Source organism: Olivibacter sitiensis DSM 17696 (assembly GCF_000427965.1).
Lineage (GTDB): Bacteria > Bacteroidota > Bacteroidia > Sphingobacteriales > Sphingobacteriaceae > Olivibacter > Olivibacter sitiensis.
This window is the reverse complement of sequence record NZ_ATZA01000003.1, coordinates 34,985-50,769: the sequence shown is the minus strand read 5'-3', so window position 1 is coordinate 50,769 and position 15,785 is coordinate 34,985. Positions and strand designations below refer to the sequence as shown.

The window sequence follows — 15,785 nt, the reverse complement described above, 5'->3', positions numbered from 1 at the left end:
AAACAAAAAAATGAAAAAGAACATTGATGCTTACATCGTAAGATCGGAACAAAAGGTATGGACAGCTTTAGTAGAAGAGGGCATTCATTACAAAGGTGTATTTGTGAAATCACTTCGGTTTGATAAGGAAAAACAACGATCTACTACCATCTTATTAAAGTTTGAACCTGGTTCATCATATCCGTACCACAATCACCCGGCTGGAGAAGAAATTTTTGTTTTACAGGGAAGTTGTGAAATTGAAGGTTCTTTATTGGAGGAAGGAGACTACTTGTTTACGCCACCTAATTCTAAACATGCCGTTAAGTCCGAATCGGGTTGCACCTTGCTTCTCGTAATTCCCGAAGAAGTAGAAAAGTTGTAATACTTCCTGTAGTTCACCTTACGAATATCCAGAGTAAGGATAAATTTGAAAATTTGATTATTGATTTTTTGACCAAAGATTAATAGCCATAAACCGTGGGATTTTATTCGGATTATTTATTTATACTAACATGAAAAAGAACTTTTTACAATTATTCATGATGATTTACATGGCTGTCACTACGCTGTTGCTCATCTACTCATTCAATTCCAACAACAGGTCTACGGCTTCTTTCGAGGAAATATCAGTCAAGCGTATTAATGTTGTTGATGAAGCAGGAAATAACAGGATGGTTATATCCAATCAAGAACTGATGCCAAACCCGATTATTGCAGGGAAGGAATATAAAAGAAAAATTGCTCCAGCTGGCATCATATTTTATGATGAAAAAGGGGACGAAATAGGTGGGCTTGCTCTTTCTACAATGAATAATTCTGGCTTACGCGCTCTTTCCTTTGATTATGCAAATGCAGATGCAATAGGGTTATTATCTCAAGAGGATCTAAATGGAAATAACTTTAGAGCAGGAATTCTGATTATGGATAAAGATTTATCTGGTACACCAGGTAGCAATATTTCACGTTTGAAACTAATAACAGAAAATGGCAATGCGGGATTGTTTATTAATGGCCCGGATGAAAAGCCCAGGATAAGCATTATCGTGGATAGCATTGGCAATCCTTTAATTCAAGTATTTGATAAAAATGGTATTGCCAAAAACTTATCTCCTTTTTAAGATGAATACTAACTTTTCAATATTTCCTGTATTAGAAACCGTACGTTTAAATCTACGAAGATTATCCTTTTCAGATGCTCAGGCAATTTACCAACTACGATCAGATCCTAAAGTAGCAAGATTGACAGGGAAAGAACCTTTCACGAGTATAAATGACGCGATAGCCTATATCCAAAAAATTGAAAGGCTATTTAAAGAGCATGCGTGTGTGTTTTGGGCGATTTCTTATAAAGGTGAATCTGCTTTAATCGGTGCGATATGCTTTTGGAATTATGATGTAGATAATAGCTCTTTAGAAATCGGTTACGAATTGCTACCTGAATTTCAAAAGAAAGGCATCATGGCAGAAGGCTTAGCAGCAGTTATTAATTTTGGATTTGAAAAAATGGAGGCTGACATGATCACTGCTTTTCCATCTGCTCATAACCCAGCGTCCGTTAAAATATTAGAAAAACTAAATTTCAGATTGATTCCCAAGACATTTCAGCATACCCACGAAAATGTAGAAAGGATGCTTACTTATGTACTTAATAATTTTGTACAGGAACAACAAGGAATAATAGGCGAACAGTAATTGTCCTTAAGGACCATATGAATGTAATAAATGACGTAAACGAATTCACGATAAATCTACAATTAACTTAGTAAAAACAATGCAAACAATAACATCCATTTCGCGGCATCTTATTCAATTATTAAGAAATCAGCAGTTTGTAAAAGCGTATGAGGATCTTTTTAGTGAAGACGCAGAAAGTATCGACCCAATCAATCCTCGTCCTGAACCGTTAAAAGGGTTGTCGAGATTAATTGAGGTTGAAAAATTGTTTCTTTCTAAAGTAGAAATCTACAACATAGAGATCTCAGAAGCTATTCACGCAGAAAACTATTTTACAATTAGGTTTTTCATTGCCTTTCTCATTGATGGCAAGAAAAGAAATATTGATGAGTTATGTGTGTATAAAGTCAGTCAGGGAAAAATTATCAGCCAACAATTTTTTGTTTCCTAATCGTCTTATACTTTCCGTTAATTAACAATTTTTATATGCAAACAATACTTTATTCCATTAACGGTAGTCACTTGTTTAAAATGACAGACAACTTATCTCTTGAATTGTCGGGTTTTTACAATTCATCAACCTATAACGGTACTGTAAAAACTGGTCGGTTCGGCTCGTTAAATGCCGGTATAAAAAAGGAACTAAAAAAACAAGCTATCCTTCAGCTATCGGTATATGACATGCTAAGCACAATTAAATACAGAAACGATTACGGAATACTTACACCAGAAGCTTTTAACGGAAAAAGCACTAGTATATTCTATCCTGAATCTCGGAAATTTCCCATAATTAGGCTTACGTATTCGATGTCTTTTGGCGGCAACGCAAAAGTAAGGCAAAAACGGGAAAGTGAGGAAAGCGAAAGTAAAAGGATAATAACACAATGAAGTCATGCAATATGTTAAGACCGCGGGTTTAATAAATTCATCTGATTTTATCTCACAAATCCATCCGTAATTAAAGTAAGCCTAGTCACTAAGGGTCAGCCAACACTTCGTAAGCTTTATTTGAGTCAATAAATCCTTTTAATAACAAGTGGAAAATTTATTTACCTTTGCCTCATGTATCAATTGGTGAAGCCCCTTTTTTTTCTTTTACAACCCGAGGATGCCCATCGCGCGGTTACTTCAGGGCTGCGTAATACGCGTCTTGTTCCCGGTGTCTCAAAATTAATTCGCTCTTCATTTTGTTATGATGATCCTCGTCTCGAGAGACATGTTTTTGGCCTTACATTCAAGAATCCCGTTGGGTTGGCAGCTGGTTTCGACAAGAATGCCGAGTTTGTTGAAGAGATCGCAGACTTGGGTTTTGGCTTTGTTGAAATCGGTACGGTAACACCTAGGCCGCAGCCTGGTAATGATAAACCACGTATGTTTCGCTTGGTGGATGATGAAGCTATCATCAACCGCATGGGCTTTAATAATCAGGGAGTGGAGGTTGCCGCACAACGTTTGAAGCAGTTGAAGCATAGAGACAAGCTGATTATTGGGGGCAATATAGGCAAGAATAAAAGTACGCCTAATGAGAAAGCCGTTGATGACTACGTGACCTGTTTCGATGTTCTCTTTGATGTGGTCGATTACTTTGTGGTGAATGTAAGCTCTCCCAATACTCCGGGGTTGAGGGATTTGCAGGAAAAAGAGCCCTTGATGCATATCTTGAATACGTTGCAATCGCGCAATGGCAAGAATGGGCTAGTAAGGCCGATTTTGTTGAAAATTGCTCCCGATTTGACCGACAGTCAGTTAGATGACATTGTCAGTATCGTACAGGAAACCAAGATTGCGGGGGTGATAGCAACCAATACAACAATAACGAGGGAAAGATTGAGATCGTCTCCCGAACTGACAAAGGAAATAGGAGGGCTGAGCGGTCGCCCCTTGACCAGGCGTTCTACCGAAGTGATCAAATATCTTTCCGAGAAATCCAATCGATCTTTTCCGATAATTGGAGTAGGAGGTATTCACAATGCAGAAGATGCCAAGGAGAAGCTTGCAGCAGGTGCATCCTTAATCCAGTTATATACCGGGTTTATATATGAGGGACCAGTATTGGTCAAGAGAATCTGTAAGGCTTTGTTAAAAGACAAAAGACTGGATAAATAGCGCTTTTGGAAAGCGGGTAATAAAAAGAAAAGCCATTTGCTATTAGCAAATGGCTTTTCTTGAAAAAATACTTTTCAGCTTAGTGATCAGTGTCTTCAGCTAAAGTATCAGTAGTAACAACAGTATCAGTAACAACTTCAATAGTGTCATCTGGTGTAGGAACTACTTCTACAGTCGTGTCTGCAGTTTCTTCGGTTTTGGTTTCAGAACCACCGCAAGCTGCTACAGCTAGTGCTAAAGCAAGGCCCAAAAAGCCAAATTTGAATAGATTTTTCATTGTTAATTAATTGTTTTTTTTTATTAAATTGTTCTTTTTCTTATTGGATTGTATCGGTAGTAACGACTGTGTCAGTAACAACTTCCAAAGTATCATCTGGTGTAGGAACTACTTCGATAGTTGTGTCTGCAGTTTCTTCAGTTTTACTTTCAGAACCACCACAAGATGCTACTGCAATGGCCAATGCTAAGCCAAAAAATCCAAATTTGAATGCGTTTTTCATTATAATCTCCAGTTTTAATTAAACAATAACTTGTTTTACATTTACCTTTTATACCTCTAAAGCTATAAAGGTAACCCAACAATTTTATTTTTTTCTTTTCGGGCTTGCCTTTTGCTGGATTTGTTTAGTTTAAATAGCTGCTTGTCAGTAATATATTTTGTTTAGATGGTGAATGGCCGATATCAAACTCAATGAAGTAAAGAGGGGATCATAGTTATAAATAGCGATAAAATGAATAAATTTGGGTTACCATTTATCAATTAAGTGTATTAATAAGTGAGCAAAGAGCAAAAGCAGCAGACCGTAGCTGATGACGTATCGTTGTTGGAAGGTATTAAACGAGGAAATTCAGACACGTTAAAGATTTTATATAAGCAATTTTATCCTATGGCACTGCGTTTCGTGACTCATAATAGTGGATCGGAAGATGATGCCAAAGATATATTTCAGGAGGCTGTTATTGCGCTTTACGACAGGATAGGACAGCAGAAGCTGGATCTGAAATGCCAGCTAAAAACATTTATTTATTCTATCTGCCGCAATTTATGGCTTAAGCGACTGGGGAAAAAAGATAGATATAGTCTCAATATAGAGGATTTTGAAGATTCTATCCCCTTGGTGAATGAGATAGAATGGATGGAAGAACGTGACAAGCAATTTTTTATGATGGAAGCTGCTATGAAGCGTTTAGGTGAACCCTGCCAAAGCATATTGAAAGATTTCTATATCTACAATATGTCTATGCAGGATATCAGCGATAAGTTTGGTTATACTAGCACTGATAATGCCAAAACGCAGAAATATAAATGCCTGCAGCGGCTTAAGAAGTTGTTTTTTAATTAATTTGCATTTTTGGGCGTCGTATCTTATCAGATCAGTGCCATATAAATAGAAAATAAGCAGGGATGAGAAGCGATCAGGAATTTTTGGAATGGGCCGATGCTTACCTTAAAGGGGAGCTAAGTCAAAGGGAGCAAATAGAATTTGAGCGCTATTGCAATGATACTCCTTATGCGCAAACTCAGTTGGAAGAACATAGAAGTTTTCTCAAATATCTCGGCTTGTACGGAGATAGGGTCAATTTGCAGCAGAAAATGGATGCCATCCATGCCGAATTGGATATGAACGAAATTAGGCTAAGTGCCAAACCGCACAAACCGGTAGTAGTCCGTATCTGGAACAAATATAAGATCAACTCCTTGGTGGCGGCTTCTGTAGCTCTTTTGGCCGTTTTTTCGACCTTGTGGCTGACAGGCTATTTTACCAATGTAAAGGACAATTCGTCCCAGTATTCTGCCTTGAGAAGGGATATGAATAGTATAGCTAGGCGCCAGAACGCCTTGGTGAAAGAATTCAACAAGAAGAATAGTGACGGTACGGAGAAGGACAAGGGGATAAATCCCAGTCATTATGGTGCTACTGGCTTTGCACTTTCTTCTGATGGCTATCTGGTGACGAATTACCATGTGGTGGATAGGGCAGATTCTATTTATGTGCAGGGCAATGATGGGCAATCGTATAAAACCAAAGTGGTTCATATGGATAAAAGCTACGATATAGCCATTCTTCAGATAGATGATCCAAACTTTGAGGGCCTTGCAGCAATACCTTACACTTTCAAAAAGGGGAGTTCGGATATAGGAGAGGATGTGTTTACAATTGGTTTCCCAAGGGATGAGGCGGTATATGGTAGAGGGTATCTAAGTAGTCAATCAGATTACGCTGGAGACACCATTGCCTATCAGGTTTCTATTCCCGTGAATCCAGGTAACAGCGGCGGACCATTGGTGGATAACCATGGTAATATAATAGGTATCGTTAAGGGAAAGCAGACGCAGGCGGATGGAGCTGCTTTTGCGATAAAGACCAAATTTCTTCTGAAGAGTTTGGAGGAACTGGCAGACGTGGAAGGCGAGCAAATCGTGCTCAATAAAAGAAATAATTTGGGTAAGCTGAATAGGGCGGAGCAGATAAAGAAAATTCAGGACTTTGTATTTATGGTAAAAGTTTATTGACGGTATATTGCCGATAGAGTAAACGCCAATTGATAAAGCCCTTGCCAAAAGCAGGGGCTTTATGCTTTGTAAAATATTTGGATAATACGTTATGTTGTGGCATCTTTATGGCAATTAGCATTTATGAAGAACACGGAGAGATTTAGCTTGCGAGCAGATAAATATGATAAGTTTAGACCGGCTTATCCTGTTGAAATGATGGATTTTCTGCGACAGGAGCTTGGTGTGACTCCCAACATGACGGTCGCCGAAATTGGGGCTGGCACGGGCATTTTTACGGAGCAATTGGCCCAATGGGGCTGTACCATATATGCTGTGGAGCCAAATGTAGAAATGCGGCATAAGGCCGGTGCTCACCTTGAAGCCCTGGCTAATTGCCATTTGATGAATGGCGAAGCTGAACGAACTGGATTGCCCGATCATGCAATAGACTTGATTGTTTGTGCCCAAGCCTTTCATTGGTTTGATTTTGATAAAACCAGGATAGAGTTTGAGCGAATAATAAGACAAGGCGGGGCGGTAGCCATTATCTGGAATATGAGAAGTAATATGTCCGCTTTTGAAAGGGAATATGAGAAAGTTTTAGAAGCTTTCTCGACAGATTTAACGGCATTTAACGAAAGGAATCAGAGAGGTGAAAACCTCGCTTCTTTTTTCGGGAATGATCAAATTGTTAAGAAAATCTATAATTATGAAACCTTTATTGATTACACCCAACTACTGGGTAGGACCTATTCCTATTCTTACATGCCAAATGAAGAGAAAGATAACGGCGGTTTGAAGAAGGAACTGAAGAAACTTTTTGATAACCATGAAGAAAATGGAAGGGTAAGGTTGTCATACAAAACTTTATTGTTTCTCGGAAGGTTTTGACTACTGGTTTTTGAAGAGGTGCCACCGACTTCAGTGGCACCTTTATTTGGAAGTTAATTCTTCATGTTTTTTATCGTTTTCTGTATATCAGACATCATGTTGGTAAGCGACTCAAGAGTTGGTTCTGCAGCAACCTCTGGGAAATTGGTGCTGATGAAAGCTTTGGCCTTCCATATTTCAAGGATATCGTCGGGAGCGATCCAGTACGGGTCGTAGACCTTATTGTCCGATAGCAATTTAAGTCCCTTGTCTTCCTTAAATTTGTAAGCAATTCTTTTGTATACAATCCCCTCGCTTTGGGAGATAATTACGTACGTTTGACCCGGTTTGATGTCGTTCCATTGTTCTACATATTCACAAACGATGATGGTGCCAGGTTGCAAGGGAAGCATGGAGTCACCTTTTATCTCAAATGCTCGGTATGTTCCTTGTTTGAAAATAGGGAGATTGAAACGGGGTAACTCGCTAATGTATTCTGGATCTGCGTAACCATTTAAATACCCAGCACTTGCTTTTACAGGGACTAATTCAATGTTTTCTTGTTCATCTTCGTTTACCGTAATACTTAGTATTCGTAGATTGGAACTGTCACTTTTTGGCGTTCGCTTCCATTTATCATCAATGGATTCATTGACTAACTCATCCATTGTCAACTCAAAGAAATCGGCAAATTTCTTCAATAATTCATATTTAGGTTCAGCACGGTCTTCTTCATAAGCTCCTACCAAAGAGCGTTTTATATTCATAGCTTCTGCGAATTCCTGTTGCGTAAGCTTTTTCTTTTTCTTGCGCAGATACTTCAGATTGGATGCTATATTGGACATTTTTTTCTAAATAAATTTGTTTTAACTAAAATTGTTAGTAATATTGTGCCAATAAAGTTAGTAACTTATTTTGGTTTTAGGAAATTTTAGTTAGATTTTTATCATGAAGCAATTCGTTTATATTCTTACCGACAGCAATAGAAGAAGCTTACATGTTGGCCTTACGGGTGATTTATTGAGCACTGTACAATTCTATAAGCGTAATAAGCAACTTTTTTTTGACTCTCCGAATCAGGTTTCTCGTTTGGTCTATTTTGAAGAATATGACCGAGAAGATATAGCTTTGAAGCGATTTAATACTCTTAAGATATATACTCGTCCTCAAAAGGAGCGCATAATAAGGGCGATCAATACAGACTGGATAGATCTCAGTATTGGTTTGGATATGGAGAGAATGCTAACAGCAGGGGTGCAATTGAGCAGTATGCCGCGCGTTTTTCATTCCTAGAAAGACTATCCAAATACGATAGTCTTTCTAGGAAGATTTTGTTGAGTAAACTACCATCCAGGGGCAAAGTTCAGCCCGAAGGTTCCGGCTTTTATATCGGATCTATTGAATGGAAAAGCATAGTATGGCTCTAGCACAAAATAACCAAATACATTGACCCTAAGGGATATGCCGGCACTCATCACTGGTGCTCTTTCGTATATATCTACCGTAACTATTTCGCCGTTGGAACTATCAATATATTGCTGTTCTCCTACCTTTTGAGGGTTTGAGAAGGTGAGCTTGTCACCGGCACTCCATGCGATACCTGCATCAAAAAACACATTCAGATCGGAGAAAAACATACCCGACTTTATCTGTGCCAGTCTTTCCGGGCCAGTGAATGGCAATCTCGCCTCCAGGTTGAAGACTGCCATTCGACTACCCATCAGTTGATTTAATCCATTGGAGTTTGAGTAGCTATTGCTGTTATTATAATATGATCCAGATTCGTAACCGCGTACCAAGAACGGATAGCCAATAAACAACGGGAACAACCGGTCTTCTCCGTCCCCTACACGCATGTATGTATAAGCACGGGCAGCTAAGGTGACGGGCTTATAACGGTTGTATTTCCTTAGATCTGCCGTGTATGCCGTAAAATTGAACCGCCCAAAGTACTTCTCTGCTGCTAGCCTATACCTATAACCGTTCAGCGGTGCGGCCACTCCAAAGAATGAATTGTCACCCACAAATGCAGCGTTCACTTGCGGTAAGGTGAAACTTTCAAAATTTCCTCCATAGGTGGCGGAGGCCTCCTCGTTGGATATTCGTCTTCTGTCGCTGCCAACAAAGTAATAACCATTTTGGTAATAATTGGTAAAGCGGTCAATGCGGTAACCATATCGGGCGAAAGCAGCGCCCAACTCAAAACGGGTAGTTCTAGAGAAGGGATACATGGCGAAACCATCGACTTGTGTTTGGAATGTCCGGATAATATCGGTGTTTTCCGTTAGGTACGTGATGTCATTGATGGTTTCCTGCCCATAGCTCATTAGTCCCGACATATAGGGTATATGCGAAACGGAGCCGCCCCAGCCAATACGGCTTTTTTGGTTGATATAGGCAAATTGTCCACCAAAATCATATATTTCCCCATTGATGGCCAGTCCGGCAAACAGCTGGTTGCGGCCCAATATGTCAGAGAATATGCCTTGCACACCACTGGCAAGCCCGGCTCCGTAACGACTGCCCACCGCTACTCCCACGCCACTTCCCTGTAGGTAATCCAGTTGGAATTTTGGTTTGTAGGGTATGGGTTTTATCAAAGAACTATTTATTCTTCGAAAGAGATTGAAATTGCCCAGATTGGTATTTACGACATCTACCCCATAGCTCTGGGGAGGGGGAAGCATAGCTGCCGTAAAATCGACCTCGGTAGGGGAGACCTCGGTGGCCTTGAAGTCCTCGGGTTTGGCATTGTAAATGGTGTAGCGCTGAGACCGGTAATAGGAGTAAATGATATCGTCTTCATTGGAAACGCTCAGCGCCGGCGAATATTCGGTAATACCGCTTATACCCGTAAAATAGTCGGTGAGCTGTTCCACTTTTTCATCAGCCAAGGTATATTTATATAGATTTCTGAAACCGTCGCGGTTGGAAAGGAAATAAATATGCTCATCGTTACTGCCGAATTGCGGATTGAGATTGTTTGCTCTGGGAAACACATCAATTACTGAAACTGCTTTTGATTGGATATCCAAAACAGCTATTGTCATCGGTATCGCTACCTCCCCATCTTCTCCACGATATGAAAGTCTATCGGTGCTGAAAACGATCTTTTTTCCATCTCGAGAAAAGCTGGGTTGATAATCCGAATAAGGATCATTCGTAAGCTGCGTAAGCGTCTTGTTTTCTATGTTGTACATAAAAATGTCGCTTTGTCCCTCTTTGAGACCCGAAAAGGCAACGTGTACTCCATCGGGCGACCAAGTGATATTAGAAAATTCACCTACATCGCCCATGCCCTCCGTCATGATGGTTTTGCCGTTCTCGACATTGACTATCAATAATTTGTTTCTTCCTCCACTAAAGATACTGAACGCAAATTTTCTGCTGTCGGGAGAAAATGAGCCCGCAGATTCGATATAGCTGAATTCATCAATATGGGAGTTGCTTTGCCTACTACTCAGGTTTCGGATGATCCTTCCAGTTTTTGCATCAGCTAAAAATAGGTCTATACTGAAAAGTTCTTTTTCGGACAGGAAAGCTATCAACTTTCCGTCAGGAGAAATGGCTGGAGAGACGTTCATATTGCCGCCATTCTTGTTGTTGATGACCATGTTTCCCAAAGGAGTTTGTGCTGTATCCTTCAATAGCGGAGCATAAGCATTCTCTACGCTACTGCGCCACAATCCAGAAAGCGTGGGTTCATCATATCCAAATATATATTGAATGGCGTTTTGATAGCCATATTTTGCGGTAGCTTTGAAAAGTGGGACAATGACCGTATCGCCATATGTGGCACCTACATAAGACCAGAATGCCTGCCCATACCTATAGGGGAAATACCGCCCACTTTCGGTCAAATCCCTTAGCGTAGGTATGTCTTTGTTTAAATAGGCATCGCGCATCCACATGGCAGTGAAGGCATCTTTTTTGCCTATGGAAAGGTATTCCGCCATGCCTTCTATCATCCATAATGGAAGGTTACCAATATTTTCCAATCGAGTGGAGTCTCCCTCCATGAGGGAATGGTACTGGAAAGCATGCACCAGCTCATGACCTAGCACGTGCCGTGTCTGGTTGTTTATTTGCATCAGGGGCATCACCACCCTGTTTTTCATGCCTTCCGTGAAACCACCCGTCCCTACACTGATTTCTCCAGAGGTAGCAGTTGTTTGCTGGAAATCTGGATGGTTGTTATATAGGATGAGCGGGTTTTTCCTTTCAAAGGTGTCCCTGAAAACTTGCTGGTGAAGTTCGTACCACAACTCACTTTCCTGTGCAAATCTCCTGAGCAGGCTGTCGTTGTTCAGATAGGTGTAGAAATCGAAATGCGGCGTAGATTTTACCTTAAAATCCAGTGTCTTATAGCGCATTTTATTCTGTCCAAAATACTGAGCGTATAACGAGCTTGGATAACATAAAAAGATCGATAAACCTATGGATAAAAGTATTGGGCAATGGCGTTTGATTATGGTCTTTACGTCTATATTTTTCATATGGTTCGTATATGAATGGATTTGATGCTAATCTAGAAAATATACTGCATTTAAAAAACTAATTTAACATATGAGTCGAGAGATTGCACATCATTGGCTTTGTTGTTTCTTTTGAAGTTCATTCATTATCCTGTCCAATTCATCATCATCATGTATAGGGGCAACGGTGGGACGGAGAGGTATTATGGTATCTGTTTCTACCGTGTCTCTCACGATGATTCTTGGACTTGGGCAATCGTATTTGCGGGTGATGGGGACAGTAGGGGCCGGGAGTGGGCCATATTGATAGCCACTTGTCGGGTCATGGTACAATGTTTCCATGAATTTCCCAAAAATGGGGAGCGCGGTGTGGGCTCCTTCGCCGGTTGCAGAACTTCTGAAATGGATACTCCGTTCATCGTTGCCCACCCAAACGCCAGTTACTAAGTCTTTGGTTATACCAATATACCAGCCATCCACGTAATCGGAAGACGTGCCAGTCTTACCACCTATTTGATTTCCATTTTTCCATAAATCCCATTCCCATAAGGCTTGCGATGTTCCTCCCGGTTCTTCCATGGTGCCACGAAGCATATAGGTCATCAGCCATGCGACTTCTTCACTCATTACTTGCTTGGATTTTGCGTCAAATGTCGCGAGGGACTTGCCATCGTGGTCCGTGATTTCTTTTACCAAGATAGGTTCGCTGTGCCTGCCCTTGTTCAGAAAGGTGCTATATGCATTTACCATTTCGTACACAGTGACATCATTAGAACCCAAACTGACGGAGGGAACGGATTCTAAATGACTTGTGATGCCACATTCATGGGCTGTCTTTACCACGTTGTCCCAACCCACTTTTTCCGTTATTTGGGCAGTGACCGAGTTAATGGATCTTCCCATGGCCCAACGTAATGACATGTCCATGCCGCTGAAATTCCAATCGGCATTTTTTGGTTCCCAAATTTTTTCTTCTCCCTTTTCCGTATATTTTATGGTTACGGCTCTGTCTACAAACTTGTCACAGGGAGACATTCCTTGCTGCAGTGCCGTGAGATAAGCGAAGGGTTTAAATGTGGAGCCTGCTTGTCGTTTGGCTTGATTGACATGATCATATTTGTAGTAGTTGTGATTAATGCCGCCTACCCATACCTTGATCTCCGCAGAGTAAGGATCCATGGCCATCATTCCTACATTTAGAAACTTGGCGTAATGGGCTAGTGAGTCCATGGTGCTGTATTCTACATCCTTCATGCCATCCCAGGTGAAAACCTGCATGGGCTTAGGTTGCTCTAGGTAATGTTTTATACTGTCCTCACGCTCGCCATATTTAGTTTTCAGAAAGGTATAGATGGAAGTTTTCTTAGCCAGGTTTTCCAAGAAATTTGGGATAACGTTGCCCTGCGAGTCGCGCCAAGGCAGCTCGCTACCCCAGGCATTGTTGAGCCTTTTTTGCAGTACTTCCATTTGTTCATAGGCCGTTTTTTCCGCATGTGCCTGCATTCTGGAGTCTATGGTGGTATAGATTTTCAGCCCGTCTTCATATAGATCATACCCATTGTCTTCACACCATTTCTCAATGAGCCTTTCTACCGCGCCTCGTAGGTAGGAATCTTCTTTGCCAGATTCGCTCACTAAACCAATGCTCAGATTGAGCTCTTGACTTTTGTATTGCTTGTATTGTTCATCTGTTATAAATTTTGCTCGTTCCATTTGATATAGCACCACGTTTCTTCTCTCGAGGGCCCGTTCTGGATTTCTAACGGGATTGTATAGCGTTGTACCTTTCAGCATGCCTATAAGCAATGCGGCCTGCGGTGCATTGATATCCAATGTGGAGCTGTCGAAATACCGTCTTGCGGCTGTTTTTATACCGTATGTGTTGTTGCCAAAGGTGACTGTATTGAGGTACATAGTCAAGATTTCCTGTTTGCTGTATTTTCTTTCCAGCTTGAAGGCCGTAATCCACTCTTTTATCTTAATAACGATCATTCTTAACCCCGGTACTTTGTTAAGCGGACCGCCGGATTGCGTATAGCGTGTTTTGTATAGATTTTTTGCCAGCTGTTGAGTTATGGTGCTGCCGCCGCGCTTGTCTCCTTGGGCAGAGGAAACCAGGCCCGATACGATGGCCCTGAAATCGACACCCTTATGTGAAAAAAAACGGATATCTTCGGTTGCAACCAAGGCGTTGATGATATTAGGTGATATGCTGTCATAAGCAACAGGTGAGCGGTTTTCTTTAAAATATCGCCCAATAAGCTTTCCGTCTGCCGTGTAGAGTTCGGAAGCGACATGAAGTGTGGGCATTTCGATATCTTTATTACTTGGAGTATATCCGAAAAGCCAAAGGAAATTGAGTTCTATAGCACATATAAAGATGATGACGAAATAAATAATGATGACGGTATAGCGTATAAACTGGTTTTTTATCCTTTTAAACATGGGACAAATATGCGTTATTGAATCGTTATTTTGCTCAATTTAGTTGTTAAAAAATCATAAGAACGGTCATGGATTAAACGTGTTGATAAGCTTTTTTGTGATTTAATGATTCTGTCATTCAGGTATATGGGGTGATCTAGGAGTCAAACTGGAAAAATACTTTCATTTTAAATCAAGAAAAACCTATCTTTGCCTCGCTTAATTAAAAAAGCAATTGACTCCGTAGCTCAGTTGGTAGAGCAACTGACTCTTAATCAGTGGGTCGAGAGTTCGAGCCTCTCCGGGGTCACCACATCAAAAAGTCGTTTTTTCGCACGGAAAAACGGCTTTTTTTCGTTTCTAAGGACAGATTGGGAACATCTGCGCTTGCCAAATTGGATACCCTGAATCGGTGTGATTTACATAGTTTTTTGTTGAACTTCACGCAAAACCGTAACAAATAGGTAACGGAAATTTTTGTGTGGTGATTGAAAATTATGGCAACCGTTAGCGCTAAGGTATTTGAACATCACAAGAAAGCGGATAGCACCTACAATGTGAAAATTTGTGTCCATCACAAAATCGAGAGAAAGTTTATTGACAACCATTATGTTGTCAAAAAGCAACTGACCAAAGATCCGTTTATTTATTGTCGAAAAAGCAGATCCGATTCTCATTATGTCGGGTGTGATTTTTGGATTAATGTAACATTTTCAGATATATACACGTTTGCCATTATAACCAATTTTTTGAATATGAGAGTTATGTCCCTGATGCTCCTTTCCCTTGCATTTAGTGCTTGTGACAAGAATGACGACCAAAAAACAACGTTACATGGAAAATGGGTACTTCACCAAACAGTTACCACGGATTTGTATTACACCGAGGAAATGAACAACGACTGGAAACAGGTTTCCAAAGATGAAGCCTTTATCTTGGAATTGACGTCAGACGGAGCCATTATATCTTATGAGGCAGACCCGCCATGCACGGGTACATATGAGCAACGTGCCAATGGTAGTTTGACCACAGATTTTGATTGCCGCCCAATTGGATATGATAATGCCATGCCAGCTGTGTTTAGCTTTGATGGGCATTATCTTGTATTGGCATATGGGATAGGTGATGAATCCAGCTACTGGCGCAGGTTCAAGAAAGTTGATTGAATTTAATTTTATCAATTAATAGATCAAAATTATGGAAACAACCAATGAAAACAACGTGAAGGTTTGCGTATGGCGAGGCTACTCAGGTACTTTAGCTTATTATGCTATCTATTTTAAGCTTTTCTTTCACATAGTGAAATACGGTGACGGATCGGCCATGAAAGCTTGAATTTGAACAAACTCATGGCCATCCTGAACAATTATTATGAGGACTATTAAATATATAAATAGGCTTCGTTTCGGCTGGTTCAGCAGACATTTTGAATATACGTATGCCGAATTGACTGCATCGCAAAGTATGCAATGGTATGCCCCAAACTATGTCCTCATTTTCTGTTCTTTGCCTAATACGAGTGCTGGTGAAGTTTTCTTAAAATAAAAAACCGCAAGACGAACATACGTTCAACTTACGGTAAATAGTTTTGTACCCCGGACAGGATTCGAACCTGTGACCCACGGTTTAGAAAACCGTTGCTCTATCCAGCTGAGCTACCGAGGCGGCTTTTATAAAGCGAAGCAAAAATAGTATTTAAATACATAATGGCAAAAAATATTTGAAAACCTAGGTGTGAGGAGAAGAGAGGCACGGCA

17 protein-coding genes and 2 tRNA genes are annotated in these 15,785 nt (G+C 40.5%); 13 read left to right on the top strand and 6 right to left on the bottom strand.

Annotated features, from left to right (window positions below; all coding sequences use genetic code 11):
• Nucleotides 1-10 precede the first annotated feature (10 nt).
• The 6 genes from A37S_RS0102460 (at nt 11) to A37S_RS0102435 (ending at nt 3,762) form a co-directional block, all read left to right on the top strand.
• Nucleotides 11-364 (top strand): cupin domain-containing protein, encoded by a 354-nt coding sequence (locus A37S_RS0102460; RefSeq protein WP_028295629.1) that lies wholly within the window; start codon nt 11-13, stop codon nt 362-364.
• Between the two features lie 130 nt (nt 365-494).
• Entirely contained in the window at nt 495-1,100 is a 606-nt protein-coding gene (locus A37S_RS26025) for a hypothetical protein (protein WP_028295628.1), read from the top strand.
• Between the two features lies 1 nt (nt 1,101).
• On the top strand, nt 1,102-1,674 hold the full coding sequence (locus A37S_RS23280; RefSeq protein ID WP_051292660.1) for a GNAT family N-acetyltransferase: 573 nt from the start codon (nt 1,102-1,104) through the stop codon (nt 1,672-1,674).
• A gap of 79 nt (nt 1,675-1,753) precedes the next feature.
• Complete coding sequence (locus A37S_RS0102445; protein ID WP_028295627.1) at nt 1,754-2,107, top strand: nuclear transport factor 2 family protein; 354 nt, start codon at nt 1,754-1,756, stop codon at nt 2,105-2,107.
• A gap of 35 nt (nt 2,108-2,142) precedes the next feature.
• The gene (locus tag A37S_RS0102440; protein WP_028295626.1) at nt 2,143-2,544 is read left to right on the top strand and encodes an outer membrane beta-barrel protein; all 402 of its coding nucleotides are present in this window, start codon (nt 2,143-2,145) and stop codon (nt 2,542-2,544) included.
• 174 nt (nt 2,545-2,718) lie between these two features.
• On the top strand, nt 2,719-3,762 hold the full coding sequence (locus tag A37S_RS0102435) for a quinone-dependent dihydroorotate dehydrogenase (protein ID WP_028295625.1): 1,044 nt from the start codon (nt 2,719-2,721) through the stop codon (nt 3,760-3,762).
• Nucleotides 3,763-3,841: 79 nt separating this feature from the next.
• On the opposite strand, the gene A37S_RS0102430 is transcribed toward A37S_RS0102435, so the two are convergent.
• Both A37S_RS0102430 and A37S_RS0102425 read right to left on the bottom strand, forming a co-directional pair.
• Nucleotides 3,842-4,039: a hypothetical protein gene (locus tag A37S_RS0102430; protein WP_028295624.1), complete on the bottom strand. Its 198-nt coding sequence runs from the start codon at nt 4,037-4,039 to the stop codon at nt 3,842-3,844.
• A gap of 40 nt (nt 4,040-4,079) precedes the next feature.
• Nucleotides 4,080-4,262 carry a hypothetical protein gene (locus A37S_RS0102425; RefSeq protein WP_028295623.1) on the bottom strand — a complete coding sequence of 61 codons (183 nt, stop codon included), beginning with the start codon at nt 4,260-4,262 and terminating at the stop codon, nt 4,080-4,082.
• Between the two features lie 276 nt (nt 4,263-4,538).
• Between A37S_RS0102425 and A37S_RS0102420 the strand changes: the two genes are divergently transcribed.
• The 3 genes from A37S_RS0102420 (at nt 4,539) to A37S_RS0102405 (ending at nt 7,150) form a co-directional block, all read left to right on the top strand.
• The gene (locus A37S_RS0102420) at nt 4,539-5,105 is read left to right on the top strand and encodes an RNA polymerase sigma factor (RefSeq protein WP_028295622.1); all 567 of its coding nucleotides are present in this window, start codon (nt 4,539-4,541) and stop codon (nt 5,103-5,105) included.
• Between the two features lie 62 nt (nt 5,106-5,167).
• Complete coding sequence (locus A37S_RS0102415; RefSeq protein WP_028295621.1) at nt 5,168-6,277, top strand: S1C family serine protease; 1,110 nt, start codon at nt 5,168-5,170, stop codon at nt 6,275-6,277.
• Between the two features lie 123 nt (nt 6,278-6,400).
• Nucleotides 6,401-7,150 carry a class I SAM-dependent methyltransferase gene (locus A37S_RS0102405; RefSeq protein WP_028295620.1) on the top strand — a complete coding sequence of 250 codons (750 nt, stop codon included), beginning with the start codon at nt 6,401-6,403 and terminating at the stop codon, nt 7,148-7,150.
• Nucleotides 7,151-7,203: 53 nt separating this feature from the next.
• Here the strand turns inward: A37S_RS0102405 and A37S_RS0102400 are convergent, their stop codons facing one another.
• Entirely contained in the window at nt 7,204-7,974 is a 771-nt protein-coding gene (locus A37S_RS0102400; RefSeq protein WP_028295619.1) for a LexA family transcriptional regulator, read from the bottom strand.
• Between the two features lie 103 nt (nt 7,975-8,077).
• On the opposite strand from A37S_RS0102400, the gene A37S_RS0102395 reads away from it, so the two are divergent.
• Entirely contained in the window at nt 8,078-8,422 is a 345-nt protein-coding gene (locus A37S_RS0102395) for a GIY-YIG nuclease family protein (RefSeq protein ID WP_028295618.1), read from the top strand.
• A 50-nt stretch (nt 8,423-8,472) separates the two neighbouring features.
• Here A37S_RS0102395 and A37S_RS0102390 read toward each other — a convergent pair whose 3' ends face one another.
• Nucleotides 8,473-11,502, bottom strand: a complete 3,030-nt coding sequence (locus A37S_RS0102390; protein WP_245586291.1) for a basic secretory protein-like protein — start codon at nt 11,500-11,502, stop codon at nt 8,473-8,475.
• 213 nt (nt 11,503-11,715) lie between these two features.
• Complete coding sequence (locus A37S_RS0102385) at nt 11,716-14,049, bottom strand: transglycosylase domain-containing protein (RefSeq protein WP_028295616.1); 2,334 nt, start codon at nt 14,047-14,049, stop codon at nt 11,716-11,718.
• A 216-nt stretch (nt 14,050-14,265) separates the two neighbouring features.
• Between A37S_RS0102385 and A37S_RS0102380 the strand changes: the two genes are divergently transcribed.
• The 3 genes from A37S_RS0102380 to A37S_RS26970 all read left to right on the top strand — a co-directional run bounded on the left by A37S_RS0102380 (nt 14,266) and on the right by A37S_RS26970 (nt 15,363).
• Nucleotides 14,266-14,341: transfer RNA gene (locus tag A37S_RS0102380), tRNA-Lys, on the top strand.
• Nucleotides 14,342-14,783: 442 nt separating this feature from the next.
• Nucleotides 14,784-15,194 carry a hypothetical protein gene (locus A37S_RS26975; RefSeq protein WP_157278332.1) on the top strand — a complete coding sequence of 137 codons (411 nt, stop codon included), beginning with the start codon at nt 14,784-14,786 and terminating at the stop codon, nt 15,192-15,194.
• A gap of 31 nt (nt 15,195-15,225) precedes the next feature.
• A complete protein-coding gene (locus A37S_RS26970; RefSeq protein WP_157278329.1) occupies nt 15,226-15,363 on the top strand; it encodes a hypothetical protein in 138 nt (45 codons plus the stop codon).
• 256 nt (nt 15,364-15,619) lie between these two features.
• Here A37S_RS26970 and A37S_RS0102365 read toward each other — a convergent pair.
• Nucleotides 15,620-15,693 (bottom strand) — tRNA-Arg (locus A37S_RS0102365).
• Nucleotides 15,694-15,785: the final 92 nt, after the last annotated feature.